Source organism: Alicyclobacillus acidocaldarius subsp. acidocaldarius DSM 446 (assembly GCF_000024285.1).
GTDB classification, from domain to species: domain Bacteria; phylum Bacillota; class Bacilli; order Alicyclobacillales; family Alicyclobacillaceae; genus Alicyclobacillus; species Alicyclobacillus acidocaldarius.
The window spans coordinates 1-23,630 of sequence record NC_013207.1 but is presented as its reverse complement, the minus strand read 5'-3'; the positions used below and the strand labels follow the sequence as shown (position 1 = coordinate 23,630).

Genomic DNA, 23,630 nt, shown 5'->3' with positions numbered 1-23,630 from the left:
CTTAAGCGGCAGCCCGGCGATCCTAGGTCAAGTCCCCGTAGACCCGTAGCTTTGCGTCCCAACGTTTCCGTTGGTTTGCCCTGATGCGCTCTCATCGTATCCAGTTTTTCACCGATGGGTCCGGGCCAAGGTCCGACGCCGCTACATTCGACGTACGTCGGCAGAATTCGACATCTTCTTGTCGCGAACGCCCGCGCTGCGTTTCATTGCATTCATTCTTCATTTGGACTCAAATTCCTCTTTTGATTTTTCAAAAATAGTTCGCGAGATCCCGACCAAGCTCGTCTCAAACCCTTTATCAGATACTTGTGATCGTTTAGGATCTACGTTACAACAAAGATGACCGATTCGAATGTACGGAGTAGGGTTTACAACGGAAGAAGGTGTGGGGATGCGTTTGGTTTTTTCGAACATCCGGTTCAAATCACTTCGGGCAACTCAACCTAAAACAAACCCCGCGTTCATGCGTGAGCCGGCTTCAGGAGAACTTTCTGCCCTTCATCAAGCTGCCTCATCCCCAGCACTTAGAACCGACCCCCTCCAAGCCATCGACCGGCAGAGAAACGCGTACAGCCCGCTTGAGAGAGCCCTCCTGGATTTCCTCCATGAAGCGGAACGCGCAAAAGAGCAAGGGCGATGGCACGACGCACTTCATTTTTTGGATTCGGCGGACGCACTGTGTACCACCTATTGCCTAGATGCTTGGAAATCCCACATTGCAATGCATCGCGGGATCGCCATGACACGCCTTGAACAATGGTCTTCCGCCATCGAGGTGCTCCTCCCCCTCGTCGTGCATCCTCCTTTTCGTGACGACCCGTCGGCATCTTACGAAATTCTGCATTGTCTCGCCATCTGCACGCATCAGATGGGCCAATTGAAATTAACAGAAACGTTTCTTCGGTTCATCCTGCACATGCTGGACCGTTCGGATGTCCGTTGGGTACATACGCATCTGAATTTGGCAGGCACGTATGAACTCATGGGAGAACACGAAAAAGCGTTCCAACATTACGTTCATGCTGCGGAATCCGCGCGACGTCTCGGAAATACGCATCTGGAAGCCTGGGCGCTCATTGGGCTATCCGCGACCCAATTGGAACAAGGAAGTACACAGGACGTTGAATGCATGCTGAACCATGCGGCAAAACTTGCGGAATCTCTCCATGATGCGATCCTCGACTACGCCATTCAACACAACCGGTTCATGTTGAAACGAGTGCGTCAAGACTTTGAGAATTTTTTACACATGTACTCCACACTTGTCGAAAGAGTGCCTAACGATGAATACAGAGCTAAACTATGGGAGGAGAAAATTTTATACGACATCATGATTCACGACTGGCCTCAGGCCGAGTCCGACCTTGGTGAAGCCTTACAACTCCCGCTCACGACGCCAATTCGTGCTCAACTTCTTCGGTTGGCTGGCAAATGTTATCTGCAACAGCAACAATGGGACCGGGCAGAGTTCTATCTTTGGCGTGCGGTCGAAGCATTACGCGCCTGCGGCAGTGTGGAAGTCTACGCTGTCATTCGTCAACTTCAGTGGCTCCGTGTGCGCCAACATGGTGAAGAAGGGAAAGGGAGGTGATGGACGATGAAAAAGATGCTGATTTGGGCCTCTGGGATCACAGCTAGTGTCCTGGGTAGCCTCGTATTCCTACCGAACGGTGCAGTGATACCGCCCATTATGTCTGTGATTCATTTGTGATCGTTGCCTTGTCTAGAACTTAAACGAAGCACGCTGGGATGAAGGCCATGGATTCCACGCATGTTCCAAGACAAGGATCCGAACAGGCCCGACCTCGTGCTTGATGCGATGGACAAGCATGACCACGACATCACCTCAGGGAAAGCACCGACCCGATGGAGATGATGCCCCGCAGCGGCTTGTCCCTTTCTCTACCTATGGCCGAGGGCTCTCTTCCCGCGCTGAATTCGCCACCATGCGGTCATATAGATGAGCACGGGACAGATGACGACGGTGAACAAGAAATACGCAGGGACAGCACGCAGAATGAACTCTGTCACATCGAACAAGTTGTGAAACATGAAATTCGCCACAGACCAAATCAATAAGGTGCATGGAATGACTGTCCATTTTGCCTCCTTGGAATGACACATGTCCTTGATGGCCTCGCAAGTGGCCAACTGAAAGGCCGACAATTTTAAAGCCTGCGTGATCACCACCCCCATGACATACAAGGTATCCAAACGCTCTACGAATTTTCCTTGCCGAATGGAGCGCACAACCTCGAGGACTGGATAAGTAAGGTAACGAACAGGTTCACCCAGGACTCCGACCGTCAGTGTCACGAGGAGAACCAAGACGGACGCACTGACGGTGCTCGCGATCACGATGTCGATCGGCAATGTGCGCGGTGTCCTCAAGGCAGGAATCCACTGCAAGGCCACTGAAAATTCCAAGCCATAGGCGAATGCGGGCACGACACTCGCCTGCCAGATCGGAAGCCATCCGGAACTCAAAACCGGACGGAAGGGTTGCCATTCAAACGATCGAACACTTAAACCGAACAGCAGAGGAACCACAATGACCGCGAGAGGAACGATGAACTCGTTGACCCGCCCGACGACCTCGATGCCCAAATAGGTGAGGTACGCAGACACGGCAAAAGCCACGGAACTGATAAAAAATTCAGGTGTATTCGGCAAAACCGAGATCATCACAAACGTGCTCAACTCACGCCCGATCGTCGCCAAGGTCACCACGCCATACATCACGTACCAAAGGGCGAATAGCTCTCCGCCGACGGGTCCTAACGCATGCATGGCAACCTGCGTCAACGTTTGGTCGGGAAACCATCGCACGTGTACGCCTGCGATCAGCGCACAAAGCCCTCCCCCGATACACAACCCAAATCCAGCCACCCAAGCATCTCGAACCGTAAATTGTGCAATGGTCCCGGGCATCGTCACAATCCCAGTGCCCAATATGGTCCAAACAAGCATTAAGATAACTTGGTAACGTGAAATTTGAACCATGACACTTAGGTCCCTTCATGCTGAATGGTGCCTATGTAAAGCCAAGAGGTGGGTTTCCCAAACGCCCACACAAACGCGCGTACGAGATCGAAGTTGGGCCACCAGTGGAAATCGCCCGCCATGGCCAAGAGAATCGCGATCGCGACAAACATGCCCCACGTCACGCGTTCACTCATTCGATGCGGTATCCAATGGCGAAAATCGATCACCGCGCCCACAATTGCCCAAAGGACGGCCCAGACACTGGTCATGCGTATTCGCCTCCATATCGTCATGAATGATTGGAATTTGAACCCAACGGCGTCTGTGATACGAGCTCGGTATGCAAAATTTGTGGCCTGATGTCGAACACCCACGTTGTCCGCTTCCATGCGTCTGTTGAATTTCGGTGATTCTGTATATCGTGTGAAGCCACTCCGTCGATGAGTGTCTGAACGCCGTACGCATCGATGTCGGAAGTCGTGGATATCTTCCATGCACGCAGCAGACGCTGTTCGACATCACGTTGTATGGCTTGTTCCAATAGGTCGAACTCCTGCGATGTGATGGTCGTTGGCACCGTCCATCGTTCGATTTCGCCCGTTCCTCGCCAGATCACCTGAATGACAGGTGTAGGCGTTGCGCGAATCAGCTTGAACCGGGTGGACGTTCGCAACCAGTGAACGGTCACGGTGGCTGGAGACTGACTCGCACCGGACGGCAATCTCACCAATTCCCTTACATCAAAAGTCCGTCCCAGCATCCAACTAGCATCTAGAATTTGTGCTTGAGATACTCGACGCATATCCCCTTGAGACGTGATTAGCACCATTCCCGATAACGTAGGATTGCCTTCGCGATCACGATTTACTTCTGCGATGGACGCTGCGGAGGAAGGCGATAACATGCGTTTCACAACATGCAACTCATCACTCGCAAGACATGTGTAGCGTCGAGAGGCTTCATCCACCAGGTCGCGTATCACTAACGCCGTCGGTTGATGGACCGTCCGTCGAGTTGTCAAGATATCTTCGGCGTTCCCTGGCGTGATCACCCACAGCTGACTACGGCGCAACTGCCGATTTCGCTCCAACGCATCCACCAGATTGTTGAGATCGGACGCGATGGCACCTTTTGAAAACACCACAACGGCTGTATGGGGCAAATACAACGAGTGCGCCAACTGGCTTTGAATCCGGGAAAACGCCATCTCGAACGTCTGCCCTTCAGCCGAGACGACACGATCCGGCCCTTGATTTTCGCTTCCACCGACGTCGGATTGCGCCGACTGTGAAGCTTCCGGATTGATAATATCGACGGAAACACGTATCCCATCGGTCACCTTGTCGATGCCGATCCCCGTCGAGATGTAGAGATGGTCCACATCGTTATAGTCACACGCAGTCACCATCCCAGCCACCAAGAGGAGCATCGTGCCAAGTGTCAAACCTTGACGCTCGTTGCGCCAACGGTCCAACATCCTCTTTGACCTCAATGCCGACGCCTCCTCGTTCTCGGGCGGGACAATCCCCATCGCTGTCTGCGCCGCGGTTCAAACTGCCGTGGTCGGGTACGCATCATCCACCAAGGCGCCCGAATCACGACGTCCTTCATATCCCCAAGGACGTTTGGCGCGACAGGAGACAGATACGGCACTCCGAAGGAACGTAACGATGCGAGTCGTCCGACCACTGCTAAGCCCAACATCAGAACCCCATACAAACCAAAAAAGCTCGCTGCGATGACGAACGGGAACTGAAGCAGTCTTGCCGCCTGCACCAGGCCGAGAGCAGGCAATGTGAAGGACGCAACACCGGTCGCTGACACAATGATCACCATGCCAGGAGATACAAGTCCCGCTCTCACAGCTGCATCTCCAATCACCAAGGTGCCCACAATACTGACCGATTGTCCCACTGCGCGTGGCAGCCGAGTACCTGCTTCACGCAAGGCTTCAAACGCGACCATCATTCCCAACGCTTCCAAGACAGTCGGAAACGGAATGCCTGAGTGCTGAGCCGCGACACTCATGAGTAGGGGGGTGGGAATCAAGTCCTGGTTGTATGTGAGAAGTGCCACATAGAGTGCGGGCAGCAACACCGAGGCCCAGAACATCAGATGTCGAAGAAGACGCAGAGGCAACGCCAGGGTGTAATGCATATAATAGTCTTCCGGAGAACTGAGATTCATGGCAAACGTCACGGGTACCAACATGCACATGGGGGAACCGTCGACAAGAAGCCCTACCCGCCCCTCCATCAGCGCTGCGATCACACGTTCAGGGCGCTCTGTCTCTTCTGACGTCGGAAAGAGCGAAAATCGCGGATCATTGACAAACTCACGAATCTGATTGATATCGGCAACATAATCCACCCTTACGCCTTCTAATCTCCTACGGAGCTCATGCACAAGGGCTTCTTTGGCAATCGCTTTGTGATACAAGATGACGACTGTGGTCTGCGACGCGATACCCAAGTCGTAGGTCTCCACCTTCAGTTCGGGCGTCTTCAACCGTTTCCGCAAAAGAGCGAGATTCAGATTCAAACTCTCAACAAAGGCTTCCTGCGGACCATTCAGCGTGGGCTCATTTTCCGGCCGATCGATCGACCGGGCCGGCCATTGTACGAGATGCCACGCCTGCGCACGATCCATGCCGTCCCAACATACGACGGCACAGCCATTGAGGAGCGCCTTTGTCGCTTCGGAAACGTTTCCGAGCATATGCGTAGCAACCCCAGGCACCACTGGCAACGAGGAAAACCGTCTTCTACGAGTGTGGGCGAGCTGTCGACTCATGGCCAAGATGGCTTCCTGCAGGCGAACATCATCCACCAGGCCATCCAGCCAACAAACCACCATCACCACTCGATGATCCGGCGTCACGGACTGTATGCGTAGGTCTGGACATGGACCCAGTTGTTCTGAAATCTGGCGAACTGCTTCAAGGGCTTTGATGGAGATCGTCTCGTTTCCTTTGGACATGGATGAGGAACTCCCTCTTAACTTGAGTCATCATGAAACGTATGTATGACTTGCTACGCATTTTTGACCATGAATTAACATGATATACCACATCCTAATTCAAAGGTTTTGTTCTTCTCATTTGTGGAAGGGAGGTATCGAGGTTAAGAAGTCGATACAAAGCGAGACGAAACCGTCAGTGGGTATGGAGCGAGGTGGCGATATTCGTACATGGGTTGGTGAGGACGAAGGAAGTGCCTGTAACTGATGTAAGGCTATTAGGCGACATGTGCTGTTCTCATACACCTATTCCGCCCGCTTTACCGACTTCGTGAAGAAAAACGTAAAGGTTGCGAGCAAAATCCCCATGAGATAAACAGCACCAAGAGATGGAACCACCTTCACCGCTCGGCTCAACGCGCCTTGCCCGTTTCTCGTCTCCGTCGATTGCGCCCCCCACACACCCCCATCAAAACGGACGAATGACCGTGGTGACGAAACTGCTAAAGTCCCGCGCAATTCCCGCGCGGTCGGTGTGTATCCTTCCACAGGTTCCGAGCCAAACAGCGGTCCACTTACAACAATCGTAAACCGCCCGATCGTGATGTACGTACCAATGACCTGTAGCTCATTTACATCAGTAAAAGCGCCGTCACAAAATCGATCGCGTCGAGCAGGCGCTTATCCACGTCATTCTTTCCGTCAGCTCCCGACCCCGTAAAGAAGCCAGACAGCGATAACGAGATATTCCCCGGCGAGATGAACACCCCGCCAACCGTGATCTGGTGCGTGAGAAGCAAAATCGCCGATCCAATTGATCGTCCGATGAATCGGCTTCGCCGCATCGAGCTTGGCTCCCTGCCTTCTCACCCCTCACCACCTCGGCATCTTGGCATCGCTATCCTACGTAAGACCATGTCATGCGAGTGGGCTCTTTTCAAAGATACCCCAATCCGTCAATGCATCCACAAGCCATTCAATGGTATATATCATGAAATTGTATACAAGAGTTTCAAGACCATCGATTGGATTCCTATTTCATTCAATGTATATGCACCCCGGCATGGGAGCGGGTTGATTTTCAATACGGTTCGACACAAGATATACGAGAGGTCTTGTTCCGAAGAGCCGGAACTTATGCGTACAAGTCCTCAAACGGCCGGACATCAGGTTCGATTTCTTCCCTAGAATAGACCCCCAACTCATGCACAAAGCAATCAGACGCGAAACGAAAACACCACAAGCAGGCCTGTACATCTGAGATGTTGCAGAGAAACACATCGCGAAGTAGCATGGAACTTTTGTCAGGAGAGGAGAGATACGCATGAGCCCATTGTCGATGGTAAAACGGTCTACACCCGATACCTCTATGGTGTACGAGCTGTGGATTTCGGAACTCTTGACATCGGCAAAGCGATATCGCGACGAATGGCACCGACATTCATCGGATGCGTTTCGAACCGGGACTGTTTATGCCTATTATGATGTACTCAGCAAACTCTATCACATCGCCGCTCGCTTAGGCGTTGACCCCGAGTCGTTAGGCCTACCCGATGAATTGGAGCGCGAAATTTTATAACGACTACACCATATCCGCATACTTACATCCGAGCGACGTAGCGTAGACGTCCCACGACCCCATCGCCAACGATATTCACAGAACCAGAGATCACCCGTTGATTACACCGTGTGCAGCAGGTTCGCGGAAGGATGGAAAAACTCATACAGAATGTCGAGATGTTACTTTACGACGGCCCATCACCATTCCTTCCGCATCTCAATCTCGTCATGCAACGAGATTCGATTCCGACTCGCATTTCGCATGGTCGATTGTTGCTTCCTCGTCTCGTCAATGGCGCCCGCGCGCATGGCGTAACCGGGATAGTCGCGCCGTTAATATCGAATCACTTTGAGATTGTCATTTCACGGGATGAGCCTGACGCGCGACAGGTCGGTCTCGTTCGCCGGATCTTCGTCCGCTCGCAGCAAGAAGGTTCCGACACCGATGCCTTCCACTGGGCTGTTGAGATTCACCGCCCTATGCGCGCGATGCCAGAGATAAGAGCCATGTTGATCCGCCTCGCTCCGAGGGCGAAAAACTGCACCGGAATGGCTTCGGTAAGGTTACGCGACGTCTGGCACTTCTCTCGCTCGTTCTCAATCGCGAACCCGCGCTCGCATTCACTAAAGAGGTGCGATGGAGGTCAATACACATGGTGCATGCATAGGGCGATCGACCATCTCCGCAATGCTGTGTCACGTTTTCGTAACGGAGATTTCAGGGGCCCCCATCACGTTACATTGCGCGAACCATATCCTCAGCCCACTCATTCAATTCCCATGCTCCCATGTCACCCTGATATCATACCCCGACGCTTACGGCCAGGCATTCCTTCGTTCCCAGTTACTTTCTCCTCTGCTCAACCTGGCTTCCGCCGTCAATTGGCTCGTTCACAGCTGACAATGAAGATCCCACGTGACCCCAAATTTGTCGGTCAATCTAGCATATTTCGCACCCCAGAACGTTTTCTGGAGCGGCATGTGGATTTCGGCTTCCCTTCCCAAACGCGTATAGACGGCATCCATATCAGCTTCTGACGAAAAATCCACCATCAAACTGACTAGACTACGCGCAGGGGGTACCGGGTCCCTTGGAAAAGCGTCTGAAATGAACAACCATTCGTCGCCAATTTTGAGGCGAGCATGCAAGACTTTGTTCTGATAATGTTCTGGACTCTCAGCACCTGGCATGTCTGCATACCGACGTAGCTCCATCAACTCACCACCAAACACCTCTACATAGAAGCGTAAGGCCTCTTCCGCGTTCCCCTGGAAGTACAAGTATGGAATGATTCGCACCCTTCACTGGCTCCTTCCTTACTGATGTGTTCACCTAAGCACGCCCCTGTTCCCCTGCAGACAGGATACCATACCTACCGACCACTCACCTCGATCTCGACACTAGTCGTGATACAACATGCAAAGTATCGAAGTCGGGGATATTTGGCGAACTTCACCCGCAAATTCAGCCATAGTCAAAGTGTGTGACATTTTTTCTGCCTGTGATCCATACCTATCCATACCTAGGGACTTCCTGGTTGGTGAATTATGCATCAGCACGACGAGTTGTGAGGCGGTTTATGAGTAAACCAACCGTCGCAGCCGCGAGGGGACTCATAATGAGTCCGAACGATTCCCGATGAAGCCAAGCGAAGATCACAGCTAGAACGCCTCCCAGTCCCGCCACGATTCCGTCGGTCACACGCGAAGAAACCAAAATCAGCAACGCAAGAAACAACAGGGGCAGCGCAAACTCCAAGATATTCGACAATGCACTAGGCACCGCTTCCCCCATCAAGATGCCAGAAATGGTCCCGACACCCCAGGACGTGTAGGCTGTTCCTGAAAGCATCCACTCATAGGGAGGGGATGGTTTCCATTCATTTGCCCGCGCCGCAGACACGGCGAAGACTTCGTCCGTCAAACCGAACGCGAAAATCCACTTGTCTCGCGTTCTCCAGTCCGTCAGTCGCGGCCCGAGCGTGATGCCGTAGACGGCGTGTCGGGCATTGAGAACCATCATCGTGGTCACCAAAATGGGCAGCGGTGCTCCTGCAGCAGCGAGAGATACCATCATGAATTGGGCTGCCCCAGCGAAGATCCACGCAGACATCATCAGGGCGATCCACGCAGGAATGTGATTGAGTGTCGCGAGCAGGCCGAATGTCGCGGCGACAGGGACGTAGGCGCTGGCAATAGGTAACGCGTCGCGTAGCGCCCGACTCAATTCAGTTCTGAGTTCAGCAGATGCACGACCCATCCGATCATCATCCCCAACTTAACATCCAGGGAATCCTAGATACGCCCGCAAAGAGTGCAAGCCCGACGGCCACCGTCAGAAGCAGGTTGCGCGATCGGCATGCGACGACCGCTGCGGCAGCAAACGCAGTGCCCTCGGCAATCCAATTCGAATGCTCAATGGACGAAGGCGTTGGCGCGATCTGCAGTGCGAAAAGCGATCCCAAAATTGCCGGAGTCAGCGCGGTGATCCAGTCCTGAGCCCAGGAGGGCCACCGGAGGTGCGAACCTGCGATGAGGGAAAGGGCTCGAATGAGGTACGTGCCAGCTCCCACAATAATCACAGCCCAAAGTAATGAATGCGTCGTCATAGCGTAGCACCTTCTCCCTCGTGACCTGCTCGGATAGAGGGATACACGAGCCAGAGAACGGCTCGAGCCTCTTCATCGAGCGAGCGGTACACATGTCGGACGTAGCCAGGGAACGTCGTGTAGCTGCCTGGATTGAGTGCAATCTCTTGACCTATCGGTCCTACTTCCATGCGACCTTGAACGACAAGAATGTGCTCCATAATGCCGAGCGGGTGCGCTTCCGAAACGCGTTCGTCGTCCTTCGACAACACCATCTCATAGATCTCGATCATTCCCTCCATCGTCACACGGTCGACAAAACGCGTGGTGCCTGATGGCTCTGCGAGCACAGGAGATTCGTGTACTGACTCGGTCTCCTTCGCTGTTTGTATGAGATCGCTGAACGGGACCGACAGGGCCGAGGCGAGCGACCACAGAGTCGCAACCGTGGGGTTGCCATATCCAGATTCAAGTTGCGAAATCGTGCCCTTGGCCACACCCGATCGGCGTTCGAGTTCCGAGATGGACCATCCGCGAGCTAGGCGCAGCGCCCTCAAGTTGTTTGAAACAATTTTCATGATATTCATGTGGATGAGTATATTCGATATATCGAACAAAATCAAGGTTAGACGTTCTATATATCGAACAGTGTGTCTGCGGGGAATCCAACTGCGACACTTCGTAGTCTATAAAGTCCCACGAACCCTTTACCCATGCGAGTTCGTGGGGCCTGTGGATCACTCGCGTAGCCTCTACAGTCCTCTCGTCTAAGGTTCTATTACGCCCCGGTCGTGTTCGTGCGCTGCACGACCATCCCGTCTGGAGTGCTCTTCGTAACCTGATGTATCATTTGCATGTGAGATCGGATGTCCGAGTAGATGCGTCTTAGTTACCTCCGCGATACAACGCATGTGAGTGGCGCATGCTTGCGGACGGTCTCCAAGGGCTCACCTCGGACCAACTTATTCTTTCATTATCAATTCGCGGTGTGCACTGTTTAATCCCAACTCCGGCATATCGTTGTTCTAGCCTTCCTCGACGAAATATACACATCCATCCCGAATGTTGGAGAATCGCATCCGTTCAGTGTCACTGTGTCTAGCCATCCCGGGACGACAACCCGGCTAAGCTCACCGTCCGACACGTTATGTTCGACTGATCCGCCAAATCACACCGGTATTAGGTATTAAATTGCCGAATCCAACTGTTATGCCCATATCAACAACATACATGCTACCATCTGGACCAAAAACGACATCGATTGGCCGTTCCAATCCTCCGCTTCCTGTGTGGGAAGCTGCATATCCTGAACGGTTCATAGCGAAGTTCCTTACCTTGCCTGTTTTTATATCGATCCGTGAGACACGATGGCCGACTCGAGGTGCTGGTTTTCCACCTGTCGTCCCAGGAGCTTCACTTCCAAATTCGGCGATAAAGACTTCTCCCACCGGTCCAAAGTTCGGATCGTAATTGAAATCAAATCCCATGATGGCGGAATGAGGTGCGAATATGGCAATAGGATGTGGTGGAAGCATAGGGTGCTCAGACAGTAGGAATGTCGGTTGCGGCTTTCCGGCCGGTTTAAACCGAGGCAAAGTTACCGGGTATCCTCCCGTATAATCTGGCCATCCATACCATACACCGAATCGTATCCTGTGGAACTCGTCCGGGGAGTTAGCAACCGGACGACTTCCTCTCTCATCCATCCCGTGGTTTGCAGCAAAGAGTCGATTTTTACGATCAAATTTAATTCGGAATAGGTTACGTAACCCCCATGCAACCAGTTGTAGATCCGAACCATCTGGATTAGCACGTAAAATGCTTCCACTGGCTTTCACGATCTCTTTGACCTGCTCCCCGGGATTCGTTGGCACACCGAACGGTGAGTAAGCCCCTGTGACCGCTAGATCGTGCGCCGCCTGCGACAGAACGTTCCTCGTGATGAAGTTTTGACCTGACAGCCGAATCGACATGCCGGGATAATCATGGAATAACGGATATTTCTTTACCCATCTATTATCTTCGCCCACTACACCGGAGTTCGTTGCCGTCCCTTGTCCGAAATACATTTTTCCGTCCCGCCCAAAAACCACCTGATTGTTATGATGATCACCCCAGCTTGGCAGTCCACTCAAGATATCTTGTTTGTGACCATCCGGTTTCACAACTGTGATTGTGCCTCGATGGGAAACATAAATATGCCCTTGATAGACATTAATTCCTGTCAAAGGAGGGTCAAAACCTTCCGCTATCACCACAAAGCCATTTGTTGTGCGTTTTAGAACCTTACCGTTCCCATCAGTGATCCCGGCATCTGCGACAAGCATATCCCCTGTGTCCATGAAGGTCAGACTGATGGGTGCTGTTAAGCCTTCAGCGAAAACCTCAATCCGGTACTGTGAAGGTACAATAATGTCATCGGGATTCAAGGGCCTAGCTCGCCCCAAAGCTATTTTCCTCCTTCCAATCAACTAAGCATCGACTATTGCCAGATTGACAGGAAAATTGTGTAGCGGAACTGAGTGAAATATGGTGCACCGAATCATTCAATCTGCCTATACTCGCATATGCGTCTGATTTAGATATCAGACCTGCGCATTCCGACGCTTTTGGACACTCAATCCAATAACTCTTGGACACTCGTTCCGATAAGTCTTGGACAGGCAGATGGCCTGCCGTTTAACTACTCAGTTTCGTCGTTCTGCGACAAGCTATTGCGTGATTTTCGCATGGATTCGCCTTTCAGCAAGACCCGACTTCAATACTTCGTAGTCATACGAAGTCCCACAAACCCATGTCCGACGTGGATTCGTGGGACCTGTGGATAACTCGTGTAGTGTCTACAGCCCTCGTGTTCGAGGTTCTACCTTCAGGATCTTCGGCGGTTCCTTGATCCTCAAGGCTCGCAGGATCTCCCGCTGCACCTCGGTCGTTTCGGTGCGCTGCACAGCGATCCCGCCTGAAGGCGTCACTGGGTGCATTGCCTTGCACGTGGGAGCGGATATCGGGCCAGGATCGCCCTATTTGAACTTCGGCGATGCGCACCAACAACAAGGCCAGCCAGCAAAGCAGCACATGCGAACGAATCCGCTCGTCCTTCCGGTGATACACGGGACGTATGTCCAACGTCGTCTTCAGCGTCCGAAACGCGGACTCCACCATCAGAAGCTGCTTGTATCCCAGTGCGACATCCTCCGTCGACAGCGTGTCATCGGAGGTGCGGATCAGGTACTTCCCGTCCAGATGAGCCGCTTGCCGCACGGCCTCCGGGTCAATTCGCAGGTTCCCCCATCGGTCCTGTTTCAGATAACGCTTGAACGTGGGATGGCTCGCAAGCCGACAGTGGGCCTTCGTGTGCGCTTCGCCCTGAAGCTCTTTGAGGCGTTCCAACTCCATCCGAAGCTCGCGCAACATGGCCTCCCGCCGCGCCTCATCGCGTTTGGCTTCCTCGGGATTGAACGCCAACACGTAACGGACCCGGGCCTCTCCGTCTCCCACCACGACCTCCTTCACTTTCAGGTTGGGACGAAGCTCACGAAAACGTCCAGGGCGCGCCAACGCCGCTTCCACCGCTGGTTTCCCGGAGGTCATCTTCTCCCCAGCGATGTAGTGACCCCCGGCGCGTTGCAGGATCCGCAAATTGCTCTCTGAGACGAAACCTCGATCCACGACCGTGATCACGCGACCAAGCCGCCAACCGATGAGGTCCTGTTTGACCTCCTCGACCACGCTCATGTCCGCTGTGTTGCCAGGCCACGTCCAGCAGCGGACGGGGATGCCGTCCCGCGTCACCGCAAGCCCGATCACCACCTGAGGCAAGTCGGGCCGGTGGTCTTTGGAATACCCCTTGCGTCGCAGACTGTCGTCCGACTCGTCCTCCGTCTCGAAGTACGTGGAGGTCGTGTCAAAGAACAGAAGGTCCACGTCCAGGTTCAAGAGATCGCTCACTCGCCGGAAGACCTCGTATTGCAGGTCTTCCGCCACATCATGGAGAAAGTCCATTGCCCGGTATGCCTGCCACACGTCCAACTCGGTCATCCCGGGGAGAGCCACTTCACGGTCGACCCATTCTTCCATGGCCAGCTTGCTGCTTGGCGCCAACGCGCGATTCGCGACCATGGCGAAGATGACACGCTCGACAGCCGCCTTAAACTTCCGGTCGGCAAGCCGCTCTCGCAGGACCTCATCCAATCCAAGCTGTCGCCACAGCTCGTCTAGCAGATACGCCCCTCCCATAGGACGGCTATCCAGCAGCGTGGTTTGGATGCCCTCCGACTGACCACGTCCGGCGGTAAACTCGTCGCCAACGAAGCGATGGATGCTCTGGGCAAGGCGCCGGAGGGCCTCGAGGTCGATTTCGTCTTCGCGGCCGAAGGTGTAGAGGACCTTGGCCTTGGGCTGGCCGGTGTTGGGATCGCGATAGTTATGGGCCAACTGCACGTAACCGGTGACAGAACCGTTCTTGTTTTTTCGGCGAATGACTCGGATATACATGCCCACATGATACGGCATGTACTACACTTGTAAACGACAAAATAAAGTTATCCACAACAAAACGCATGCCTACAAAAATACAAATGAAAACACGGCGCATGCCTGTGGATAAGTCCGACAAGCCGCGCCGCAATAGGATCCCACATCCATCCATGAGTCTACGTGCTATGTCCAACTGTCGAAGTCGGGGTTCAGATCATTCGCGAAAAAATTGCTGAACTTGAACGGCTGTGCGACGCGATTTTCTCACAACTCTATTAGCGCTCATCTTTAGGTAAACGTAAACAGTTGACGTATACAGTAAACGTTCACAATCGCAACTCGCAACTTTTCTTTGGTCTACGTTTACTCATCCATTCACACACGCCAAATATCCCCAACTTGGTTGATTGTGGTGTATTTCTTCGTCTCGATATGCAGAAGACGTGGCGGTCGTTTATGCGGTATCGCGTAGCCATACGCTTTTCTTGAACAACTCTTATTACAGAAAACGGGAAACGCAGAACGTTGATATAAGCCACGAAGATGAAGTACAATCACCTTGTTAGAGTCATCAAACGAAATAGTCAAGGAGGGCCCTATGGAGATTCTTAAGCATACCGATCCGGTGGTCTTATCATTCGTGCACGCCGTTCGGACTGGCGACGTCGATGCAGTGCGTCGTCTGTTGGATGGAAATCCCGGCTTGGCTTCAAAGCGGGTGGTTGATAATAAAGGAGGGTCTCGCACTGCTCTTCACGTTGTTACTGACTGGCCAGGATACTTCCCCAACGGACCAGTGATCGTGAAAATGCTCATCGAAGCGGGAGCCGATCCGAACGCTCCGACCACTGGAGGGAAATTCTCAGAGACCCCATTACATTGGGCGGCCAGTAACGACGATGTAGATGTAGCCGCTGCCTTAATAGATGGCGGAGCCGACATTGAAGTGCTGGGTGGCTCAATCGCTGGTGGCACCCCTTTGGACAATGCAGTGGGTTATGGATGTTGGAACGTGGCTCGACTTTTGGTACAGCGGGGTGCTCGTGTCGAAGTCCTCTGGCATGCAGCAGCTCTGGGGATGATGTCTCGCGTAGAGGAACTTATGGCTTCAAATCCTTCACCTAAGCCGGATGAAATTAATGCAGCTTTTTGGCACGCGTGCCATGGAGGCCAGCGTAGGGTAGCCGAGTACCTGCTCAGCAGGGGTGCAGACATTAATGCAACTCCTGACTACACGAGCTTGACGCCTCTAGATGCCGCAGGTAGTATTGACACCCGCAGGGATATCATGGTCACATGGCTGAGAAGCAAAGGTGCCAAGTCCTCAAAAGAGTAATTGGCGTATGTCTATCGGCATTGGACAGCGGGGCGAATGTGCAAAATACTGTACTGCCCGAACTCGATGAACATGACGGAGCGCTAAAATTGAAAATGCCGTGTTCCCTGTACCCGACTTCGACACTTTGTAGTCATACAAATCCCACAAACCCATGTCCGACGTGGATTCGTGGGACCTGTGGATAACTCGTGTAGTGTCTACAACCCTCTTGCCCGAGGTTCTACCTTCAGGATCCTCGGTGGTTCCTTAATCCTCAAGGCTCGCAGGATCTCTCGCTGCATCGGTCGTCTCTGTGTGCTGCACGACGATGCCGTCCGGTGTGCTCTTGGTCACCCGGTGCATCGCTTGCATGTGGGAGCGGATGTCAGATCATGTGCGCCCAGTTTGGACCTCCGCGATGCAGCACATGCGATCGGCGCATGCCTTTGGATAAGTCCGACAAGCCGCGCCGCAGTAGGATCCACATCCATCCATGAGTCTACGTGCTTTGCCTAACTGTCGAAGTCGGGATGTACTCACGGCGAGGACAACATGACATTGCCATACAAGCGACCCTCCCGTAAGGCTTCGCCAAATCCCGTTCGCACAGCACCAAAAGGGTGAATATAGTTCATTCCCTTGAATTGGTATAAACTCGAGACTCAGAATCAGTGACGCAAAGCTACTCCTGGAGTCATTGTTGCAGCTCGTAAGCTCGGATAAAGACCAAAGAGAGTACCGATTAACACCCCGACCGCGATATCCTCAGTATAGACCCACACATTGAAACTAATAGGGATGCCTTTCATCATTAAAAGCATACCTGTCATTGTTCCCAGTAGGATACCAAACACTGTACCGACCAGACTCAGCATAGACGATTCTAAGAGAAAGTGTTGAATAATAAATCGACGGGTTGCACCAAAAGATAAGTAAATACCGATTTCTTTGTGTCGATCCGACACAGCCATCAGCATGACGTTCATGATTCCGATTCCCCCAACAACAAACGAGACAAAATCAGCAACCCAGACGAATATGCTGAATAGATGCTTTAACGAATTGGATGACGATATAAGGTTATCCTGCGTAAAAACGCTATAATCAGACAGAGGGATTGTCCACTGGTGATCACGGAGTAATTGAGTTAGGACTTCATTTTCAATGTAAGCGTCAACCGAACCACACCTTGCGCATTACATTCACGAAGATGCCCTGCCGTCAAGCGGGCAGGGCCTTTGTAATTTTCATTTTCTCACTCGAATCCCTTCAGGGAGCCCTTCGGACCAAGGCAACAATGCCTCGAACGCCGCTTCATCCTTGAGGTCAATGTTCGGCATCCGTTCAAAGAGATACGTCAAATACGCGGTCGGATTCAGTCCATTCTCCTTCGCTGTCTCCACGATGCTGTATGTCACAGCACTGGCTCGTGCTCCTCGCGGCGTATTGGCAAAAAGCCAGTTCTTCCGTCCGATCACAAATGGCTTCAATGACCGCTCGCATCGGTTGTTGTCGATTTCCAAATACCCGTTTTCGACATACCGAATCAGCTTGGGCCACTGCTTCAGGACATAGCTCACCGCTCGTCCCAACGCGCTTTTCGGCAACACCTGCTGTTCCTGCTTTTCAAGCCATGCCAAAAACGCGTCCAGAATGGGCTTACTTTTGGCCATCCGCACACGTTGCCGCTCTTCGGCACTTGCGTTTTTCAGCTTCTTCTCCACCGCGTACAGCGCGTTGCAATACGATAATCCTTCTTCGGCAGCCGTCTTGCCCTTTCGCTCTTTGGAAGGCACCGCCTTGAGGGCTTCGTCAAATTTTCGCCGCGCATGTGCCCAACATCCGACAAGGGTGACATCCGGTAAGCCCTCATAGCCCGCGTATCCATCCACGTGCAGATACCCTTGAAACCCTGCCAAGAACCGCCGCGGATGCTCCGCGCTCCGCGTTTCCTGGTAATCGTACAGGACAAGGGGCGGTCCATTCATGCTGCTGCGGTACACCCACATGTACGACTGGGTCTGCGCCGCGCGCCCGGCTTCATGTAACACTTGCAGAGTCGTTTCGTCCGCATGCAGATAGCGCTGAGCCAAGAGCACTTGGCGGAGTTTCGCATAGAGCGGCTCTAACCACGTCTCCGCCGCGTGCACTACCCAATTCGCCAGCGTCTGGCGGGATAACGGATACCCGTGCCGCGCAAACTGTTGCTCCTGTCGGTACAATGGCATCCCGTCGACGAACTTCTTCGCCATCACGTATGCCACCGCTTCCGGCGTCGCGAGACTCTTCGCCTGCACCGGCTTCGGCATCGGCGCGCGCACCACAGGGGTCTCCACGTCCTGCGCTTCACAGTGCCGGCAGGTGTACACGTACCGCACGTACTCGACTTTTTTCATCTGCGCCGGGATGATTTTCACGCGTCGCGTGATCTCACGGCTCATCTCGTGAAGCTCACCCGCACATTTCGAGCAGACTCGCTCGTCATCTGACAGTCGGTATTCGACGACCTCGTCTGCTTCGCCCTGATACAGCCAGGCGTCACGCTCCCGCGCCGCACGAGGCTTCCGGCGCTCATACGTGATGGTCTCCGTCTCCACGCCTTCCGACGTCGCTTCCGCATTGCCTTCCACGGTCTCTTCCGAAGCTTGGGCGTCCGCCTCGACTTCGGCTTCGTTGAACAACGGGAGCTGGATGCTGTCGGGATCGGTCTGGGGCTTGCGGCGCTTTTCGCTCGATGTGCCAAACAGACGATGACGGAGCAGATGGATCTGCTCTTCCAACTCAAGTTTGACAGTACCCTTGATATGACGCGGATTGTAGGGGCAAGTTTGTACCACACGCACGTTAGCCCCGCGTCGCTGCGGGGCTCGTTGGAGTGCGATTCGTCTTGTGACATCTTGTGCCGTTACTCGTCCGGCGTCATGGATGGGACTTTCGTCACCGACAAGGTCTTGTTTGGCGTCGGAATGCCTAGGCTCGTGAGGATGGCCTTCGCCTGGTCCGTCGCTTTGGTCACACTGACGAACTCCTTGTCCAAGAATGTGGCGCGCACCGCTTTCCAGCGTCTCAGTTCCCGTACGATGGCTTCGCCGGTGTACCACCGCGACTCGAGTTCGGCTAGCACCTTGGCCTGCTCTTCAACGCATGCAAGACTTTCCGCTACTGCCTTGTCATGGGCCCATTGGCGGCGATAGAGCACTTGCATCTCCTGCTCGAAGAGGTAGGCCAGCACGCAGACGAAGATGTGCCCGCGAACCCGCTGCTCATTCCAGTGATAGATCGGCCCGACATCCAGGAAGTTTTTGATTTGATGAAACGCACGTTCGATCCCCATCAACGTCTTGTACGATTGGACCACGTCGGCTGCAGGCAAATCCGTATTGGTTCGAATCAGGAACTTTCCGTCGCGCAGTGCTTCCTTGGTGATGGCGTCCTCATCGCGCCGATACGTCAGGATGCCGTCCTTGTAATCGACCTGAAAAAACGCTTCAACCCCTTTTCTGGTCAACAGGTCCGCCACCTTGAGCATGACGCCTTTGTCGGTCGGCTTTCGGCCGCGCTTCGGTTTCGCCAAGCTCTCCGCCAAAGCTTTCAGACCCGTTTCAGCCTCCTCCAGCGCGCTCTCCCGAAACGCGGCATCCTGACGCGCTTTCTCCGGGTTGTAGCAAAGGATGTATCGGACGCCTTCGGCCTTTTCGACGTCGTCCACGCTTGCGGCGGGCACCTCGAGGTAGCGCAGGTTGTCTTTCAGTTCGTGGTAGGCGTTGACGTCTGCAAACTGTTCCAGCAACGCGTCGCTCACGATGCGCCCGCGCTTGTGGAACCCGACAATGTACGGGAATCCCGCCTCCGCCATCAGGGCCATGTTCTTTTCCGTGACCATGCCGCGGTCACCCACGAACACGCACTGCTCGACCGCAAAGTCTTCCTTCAGACGTTTCAAGATGTCCGGCACGGTTTGCTTGTCGGACACGTTGCCCGCGAACACTTCGTGCGTGATGGGAATGCCTTCAGGGGTCACCAGGAGCCCAAGCTCCACCTGCTCGAGGTCGGGGCGATGCGTTCGCGAATACCCATGCTCTCCTAAGGGACAGGCGTGCCCGTGGAGATGAGTGCTGGTCAAGTCGTACAGAACCAACGAGAGCCTGAAGTTCAGCAAGTCTGTCAGTCGCGCGTACAACACGCGTTCCAGTTGAGGCTTGATGTCGACAAGATAGTCGAGCGCTCGATAGAAGTGCTGAAGCTGCCACGGCTCCCCGCCCCAGTCGGGAAGATAGAGATCGTCCAGCGTGTGAAAGAGGCGAAGCTTACTCGAGGGATCGACGAGCCGATGAATGACCATGGCTTGGACGTACCGCGCGACATCAAAGGTGACCTCGCGGGCACGCAGGGCGTCACGAATGGCCTCGGTGAGCCCGAGTTGGTTCCACAAAAATTGCACCACATACGGAACGCCGAAATGGAGTACCTGCTGGGCCTCGAAGTCCTCGAGCGAACCGGTGGTGCGATGTTGTAGGAGAGACTCGAGGGTCCGGATAATCTGTTCGATTTCGCGCTCAGAATATTGACTGATGTTGCCTAGGCTTGCGACACGCCGCTTCTTGACCGTCCGACCTTCACGGTAGGACTCAACGATGTGGAGATACTTGTAGGTCTTACCGTCGGGCTTCTTTGTGGATACAATTTGCGCGAACAAGAGGATCACCACCGCGAGAATTTATATCCACAACGATAAAGCATACATACCAATATAGCAACGATTATGCACAAAAAGTTTGACCTACATTTTCGCAAACAAATCGCCCCTAAACGGCGAAAAAACCGCGCTGTAGCGCGGTTCGGACCTTCGGATGAGGCGTCTTACTGTCAAACTTGAGTTCCAAGTAGGCCACCTGTTGGCGCAATTGCTCCTTTTCCCGCTGAAGGGCTTCGTATTCTTGTTCGGTCATGAGGATGGTGCCGTTCTCCTGCGTCATGCCCTAAGCATTCGACGACCTAGATCCGATTCCTGCTGATGTGGCCTACTTAAATCGCAGAACGGACAGGCACAGCTCGATGCGCTTTGGGCTGCTCGAGCGGCAGGCCATCCAGGAGCCAGTTTAGCTCGCGCCGTGTGATCACCATGGTCTTGGCATCGCCTGTCTCTGGCCAATCGAATCGACCGCGTTCTAAGCGCCGATAGTACAACCAAAAGCCGTTGTGCGACCAGTGCAGGATTTTGAGCTTGTCCCGTTGCCGATTGCAGAAGACAAACAGGCATGGCGAAAACGGATCGAGTTGAAACGATGCCTGAACGAGTGCGGCGAGTCCGTCAATGGATTTGCGCATGTCTGTGGCGCCGCAGACGAGATACACGCGGTGATCCGAAGTCCAGTCGAAGGCTAGCAAACGTGCATCACGAGCCGAATGAGCTCAGCAAGTGTCAAGGCGTCGTAGCCAGGATGGACGTCAATCTCGACCGAACCAATGCGCAGGGTCAGGGGCGAACGGCCTGCGTCCGAAGGTGATGAGGTCGTCACGACCGACACGAAGGTCGTGTCATGCGTGCTAGGTGCGGTTTCGTTTCGTAGTCGGCGAAGCCAGTACCAGAACTGATGGGGTTTCAGACCGTGCTCAGCGCAAAACTGACTGGCGGACTGGCCGCTGTCGTAGAAGGCAGCGATACGTTCACGCCAAAGTTCACGACGCTGTTGGTGAGACATGTGCTCTCGCATACAAGAAACCTCCCGAATGCTTGATGAGCCCATTTTCAAGCAGCAGGAGGGCAAACACCATGTGGGTTTGGTTTGACGCTTACCCAAAGTTCACGGCGCTCCTGGTGAGACATGTGCTCTCGCATACAAGACCCCCCCCGTGGCTTGATGATGATATTTTCAAGCGACGAGAGGGTAAAAGCCATGAGGGTTTCGGTTTACGCTTACACTTCACAAGCACGAACATATGTTCTGTTTGAAGACGAAAAGAGAGACTATTATAGAAAAATATGGGTAATCTTATCTATACTGTGTGCATTTGTCTAGACGATATGACCAAGCGAATGATAGAAGATACGAAAGGATCGACGTTTCGAAAAGTAGTTAAGCTTCGTATCCGGTCTAAACCATGCTCTTCGACAAGTTTCCCAAACACCTCGTCAGCAAACGAACTTGGTATCACAGAAACACCTTCAAAGTCAAAGATTAGTTTCTCGCCATCGCTGAGGTTCATTATCATGCTTTCGATCATCATTCGAACCTTTTTACCACCCATTCTTCCGCCCATTAACTCAGTGTGTTCTGCGAATCGAATCAGCATGGTCTCTTTCACTCGCCTTCACCATAAATCATCCATCATATAGTCAAGCACATCAGTCGGAATATGATCTTTTCCGTACACACGTTCAACATTAACAAACTGTAACCTGTTTATCTCCATATGCAGCAAAGTTCCTTGCCAACGATGCTTCTCGCATACCGATATGTTGCCGTTATTCATACATAGCATCCCCCTTGGTGAGTAAATTTTAAACACACCCCGATTTTCCTCAATGAATCGTCGTACATGATAAAGTCCGTTCCCCTGTCCATTTCCTCCCGTAACTCCAAACTCCAACGACTTTTCAAGACATTCAAGATCAGACAAATGTGAGTATCTAGGATTCTGCCTTAATGTATTAGGAATACCTAATCCCGAATCTGCAATACATATTTCTGTAATGTTGAGTTTTGGCCTTGTCATCACAAATGCTATTGCACCATATGGGGATCGAGCATGGATGAACACGTTTCCAAGTATTTCGTTAAGTGAATAATCGACAATCGGAATGATATTATCGATGATTGCTCCCTGTGTCTTTAGAACCTGAGAAGCTCTGCGAGAAAAGCCATACACCTCTTCTTCGCGAGTAAAATGTGTTAAAGGTATGAAGCGGCCTTGCTCATCGTGGCGACGGAATCTCTCCTCATAAGGTATATTTAATATTTGAAAAAAATTAACCCTAGAGAGATAATCTTCATATCCATTCACACAACAATGTAGATTTCCATTACAGTGATGCTTGAGTTCCAAAAGGAACGCTGTGACGGCTGTTAACACACAAGGTGAAGTAAAACCGAAAGATATATTCACAATAATCCGGCTCGCATCTTCAATTCTAATTTCATCTCGCACGTTTTGTATTTGTTCCAAGCACGCATCAATATCTTCGCCAAACTGAAGATTCGACACGAACGTATTCTGAACCCGCAACAGCGTGAAACCTCCGTGGTATGATCATCTTTCTACGACTAATCATTTTCAACACCGTGTACGTGAAGCGCATCGTCCGTGAAGAGCTCTGTCAACCGATCGGTTACCACTTCTGCGCATTAACTCCGATGCGGATTCGTATCGTGATATTGACGTACTTACTATTCAACACGAAACAAAAAGTTTCCTTCTTCATCTTCATCGTCCCTCCACAACCCCAACTGCACCCCCTCCGCCCTCACCAGCTTCTCTCGCGCCCGCTCCACATAGTTCTGCACCGCGCCGCGCGTGATTCCCAGCTCGCGTGCAATCGCTGAGTACGTCATCCCGTGCTCATACGCGAAGAGGCACACCATCTCGCGTAGACTGAGAAGCGACAGCCACGCTAGCCGCGTTCTGCGCCGCCATCTGCGCGATGTGCATTTCATCCGCGCGAGCACCGAAGTAGCCTCCGACCCCCAACAACGCACCGGATAGAAATAAGACAAGCGGCCAAGTGAGAAGATCCTCCATGCCCA

21 protein-coding genes, 2 pseudogenes and 1 riboswitch are annotated in these 23,630 nt (G+C 52.9%); of the genes and pseudogenes, 2 read left to right on the top strand and 21 right to left on the bottom strand.

What is annotated here, in order from left to right; genetic code table 11:
* Window positions 1-4: 4 nt before the first annotated feature.
* Window positions 5-90, bottom strand: a riboswitch (cyclic di-GMP riboswitch).
* A 301-nt stretch (window positions 91-391) separates the two neighbouring features.
* The gene (locus tag AACI_RS15140) at window positions 392-1,591 is read left to right on the top strand and encodes a tetratricopeptide repeat protein (protein ID WP_012812193.1); all 1,200 of its coding nucleotides are present in this window, start codon (window positions 392-394) and stop codon (window positions 1,589-1,591) included.
* A gap of 311 nt (window positions 1,592-1,902) precedes the next feature.
* Here AACI_RS15140 and AACI_RS15135 read toward each other — a convergent pair whose 3' ends face one another.
* The 11 genes and pseudogenes from AACI_RS15135 to AACI_RS15080 form a co-directional block, all read right to left on the bottom strand.
* Window positions 1,903-3,003: a GerAB/ArcD/ProY family transporter gene (locus AACI_RS15135; protein ID WP_012812191.1), complete on the bottom strand. Its 1,101-nt coding sequence runs from the start codon at window positions 3,001-3,003 to the stop codon at window positions 1,903-1,905.
* 5 nt (window positions 3,004-3,008) lie between these two features.
* A complete protein-coding gene (locus AACI_RS15130; protein ID WP_008340299.1) occupies window positions 3,009-3,254 on the bottom strand; it encodes a hypothetical protein in 246 nt (81 codons plus the stop codon).
* Between the two features lie 20 nt (window positions 3,255-3,274).
* A complete protein-coding gene (locus tag AACI_RS15125) occupies window positions 3,275-4,462 on the bottom strand; it encodes a Ger(x)C family spore germination protein (RefSeq protein WP_245530857.1) in 1,188 nt (395 codons plus the stop codon).
* Between the two features lie 11 nt (window positions 4,463-4,473).
* Window positions 4,474-5,964 (bottom strand): spore germination protein, encoded by a 1,491-nt coding sequence (locus tag AACI_RS15120; protein WP_012812189.1) that lies wholly within the window; start codon window positions 5,962-5,964, stop codon window positions 4,474-4,476.
* Between the two features lie 611 nt (window positions 5,965-6,575).
* Window positions 6,576-6,788 (bottom strand): hypothetical protein, encoded by a 213-nt coding sequence (locus AACI_RS16680; protein ID WP_012812188.1) that lies wholly within the window; start codon window positions 6,786-6,788, stop codon window positions 6,576-6,578.
* Between the two features lie 1,606 nt (window positions 6,789-8,394).
* A complete protein-coding gene (locus AACI_RS15105; RefSeq protein WP_012812186.1) occupies window positions 8,395-8,802 on the bottom strand; it encodes a VOC family protein in 408 nt (135 codons plus the stop codon).
* Between the two features lie 247 nt (window positions 8,803-9,049).
* Complete coding sequence (locus AACI_RS15100; RefSeq protein WP_012812185.1) at window positions 9,050-9,763, bottom strand: AzlC family ABC transporter permease; 714 nt, start codon at window positions 9,761-9,763, stop codon at window positions 9,050-9,052.
* 7 nt (window positions 9,764-9,770) lie between these two features.
* Window positions 9,771-10,112 carry an AzlD domain-containing protein gene (locus tag AACI_RS15095; protein ID WP_012812184.1) on the bottom strand — a complete coding sequence of 114 codons (342 nt, stop codon included), beginning with the start codon at window positions 10,110-10,112 and terminating at the stop codon, window positions 9,771-9,773.
* On the bottom strand, window positions 10,109-10,714 hold the full coding sequence (locus tag AACI_RS15090) for a helix-turn-helix domain-containing protein (RefSeq protein WP_012812183.1): 606 nt from the start codon (window positions 10,712-10,714) through the stop codon (window positions 10,109-10,111). Before AACI_RS15090 ends, AACI_RS15095 begins: the two co-directional genes overlap by 4 nt.
* A 522-nt stretch (window positions 10,715-11,236) precedes the next feature.
* A complete protein-coding gene (locus AACI_RS16205; protein ID WP_245530856.1) occupies window positions 11,237-12,520 on the bottom strand; it encodes a PQQ-dependent sugar dehydrogenase in 1,284 nt (427 codons plus the stop codon).
* Window positions 12,521-12,931: 411 nt separating this feature from the next.
* Window positions 12,932-14,585 (bottom strand): annotated as a pseudogene (locus AACI_RS15080) (IS1634 family transposase).
* 580 nt (window positions 14,586-15,165) lie between these two features.
* Between AACI_RS15080 and AACI_RS15075 the strand changes: the two are divergent.
* On the top strand, window positions 15,166-15,903 hold the full coding sequence (locus AACI_RS15075) for an ankyrin repeat domain-containing protein (protein WP_012812180.1): 738 nt from the start codon (window positions 15,166-15,168) through the stop codon (window positions 15,901-15,903).
* Between the two features lie 200 nt (window positions 15,904-16,103).
* Here the strand turns inward: AACI_RS15075 and AACI_RS17385 are convergent.
* The 10 genes and pseudogenes from AACI_RS17385 to AACI_RS15045 form a co-directional block, all read right to left on the bottom strand.
* A pseudogene (locus tag AACI_RS17385) lies at window positions 16,104-16,305 on the bottom strand (IS1634 family transposase); the annotation flags it as partial.
* A gap of 248 nt (window positions 16,306-16,553) precedes the next feature.
* Window positions 16,554-16,925, bottom strand: coding sequence for an ABC transporter permease (locus tag AACI_RS17055; protein WP_342626168.1), 372 nt, complete (start codon window positions 16,923-16,925; stop codon window positions 16,554-16,556).
* Between the two features lie 207 nt (window positions 16,926-17,132).
* Window positions 17,133-18,722: an IS66 family transposase gene (gene tnpC / locus AACI_RS15065; RefSeq protein WP_012812179.1), complete on the bottom strand. Its 1,590-nt coding sequence runs from the start codon at window positions 18,720-18,722 to the stop codon at window positions 17,133-17,135.
* Between the two features lie 68 nt (window positions 18,723-18,790).
* Window positions 18,791-20,590 (bottom strand): IS1634 family transposase, encoded by a 1,800-nt coding sequence (locus tag AACI_RS15060; RefSeq protein WP_245530859.1) that lies wholly within the window; start codon window positions 20,588-20,590, stop codon window positions 18,791-18,793.
* Window positions 20,591-20,690: 100 nt separating this feature from the next.
* On the bottom strand, window positions 20,691-20,861 hold the full coding sequence (locus AACI_RS16645) for a hypothetical protein (protein ID WP_012812177.1): 171 nt from the start codon (window positions 20,859-20,861) through the stop codon (window positions 20,691-20,693).
* Window positions 20,862-20,910: 49 nt separating this feature from the next.
* Window positions 20,911-21,273, bottom strand: a complete 363-nt coding sequence (gene tnpB, locus AACI_RS15055) for an IS66 family insertion sequence element accessory protein TnpB (protein WP_041708557.1) — start codon at window positions 21,271-21,273, stop codon at window positions 20,911-20,913.
* Window positions 21,267-21,599, bottom strand: coding sequence for an IS66 family insertion sequence element accessory protein TnpA (tnpA, locus tag AACI_RS16640; RefSeq protein ID WP_012812175.1), 333 nt, complete (start codon window positions 21,597-21,599; stop codon window positions 21,267-21,269). The genes tnpB and tnpA overlap by 7 nt, the downstream gene beginning before the upstream one ends.
* 283 nt (window positions 21,600-21,882) lie before the next feature.
* Window positions 21,883-22,191 (bottom strand): STAS-like domain-containing protein, encoded by a 309-nt coding sequence (locus AACI_RS15655; RefSeq protein ID WP_049763381.1) that lies wholly within the window; start codon window positions 22,189-22,191, stop codon window positions 21,883-21,885.
* A 6-nt stretch (window positions 22,192-22,197) separates the two neighbouring features.
* On the bottom strand, window positions 22,198-23,091 hold the full coding sequence (locus tag AACI_RS16425) for a hypothetical protein (protein WP_218917127.1): 894 nt from the start codon (window positions 23,089-23,091) through the stop codon (window positions 22,198-22,200).
* A 182-nt stretch (window positions 23,092-23,273) separates the two neighbouring features.
* On the bottom strand, window positions 23,274-23,552 hold the full coding sequence (locus tag AACI_RS15045) for a sigma factor-like helix-turn-helix DNA-binding protein (protein ID WP_012812173.1): 279 nt from the start codon (window positions 23,550-23,552) through the stop codon (window positions 23,274-23,276).
* Window positions 23,553-23,630 lie beyond the last annotated feature (78 nt).

What these genes read in the sequence shown, in the direction of transcription:
- AACI_RS15135 (WP_012812191.1), bottom strand. Translation starts at nt 3,003, where the DNA reads ATGGTTCAAATTTCACGTTACCAAGTTATCTTAATGCTTGTTTGGACC.
- AACI_RS16645 (WP_012812177.1), bottom strand. Translation starts at nt 20,861, where the DNA reads ATGACGCAGGAGAACGGCACCATCCTCATGACCGAACAAGAATACGAA.
- AACI_RS15100 (WP_012812185.1), bottom strand. Translation starts at nt 9,763, where the DNA reads ATGGGTCGTGCATCTGCTGAACTCAGAACTGAATTGAGTCGGGCGCTA.
- AACI_RS15140 (WP_012812193.1), top strand. Translation starts at nt 392, where the DNA reads ATGCGTTTGGTTTTTTCGAACATCCGGTTCAAATCACTTCGGGCAACT.
- AACI_RS15130 (WP_008340299.1), bottom strand. Translation starts at nt 3,254, where the DNA reads ATGACCAGTGTCTGGGCCGTCCTTTGGGCAATTGTGGGCGCGGTGATC.
- AACI_RS15075 (WP_012812180.1), top strand. Translation starts at nt 15,166, where the DNA reads ATGGAGATTCTTAAGCATACCGATCCGGTGGTCTTATCATTCGTGCAC.
- tnpA (WP_012812175.1), bottom strand. Translation starts at nt 21,599, where the DNA reads ATGCGAGAGCACATGTCTCACCAACAGCGTCGTGAACTTTGGCGTGAA.
- AACI_RS15120 (WP_012812189.1), bottom strand. Translation starts at nt 5,964, where the DNA reads ATGTCCAAAGGAAACGAGACGATCTCCATCAAAGCCCTTGAAGCAGTT.
- AACI_RS15125 (WP_245530857.1), bottom strand. Translation starts at nt 4,462, where the DNA reads ATGTTGGACCGTTGGCGCAACGAGCGTCAAGGTTTGACACTTGGCACG.
- AACI_RS15095 (WP_012812184.1), bottom strand. Translation starts at nt 10,112, where the DNA reads ATGACGACGCATTCATTACTTTGGGCTGTGATTATTGTGGGAGCTGGC.
- AACI_RS16680 (WP_012812188.1), bottom strand. Translation starts at nt 6,788, where the DNA reads ATGCGGCGAAGCCGATTCATCGGACGATCAATTGGATCGGCGATTTTG.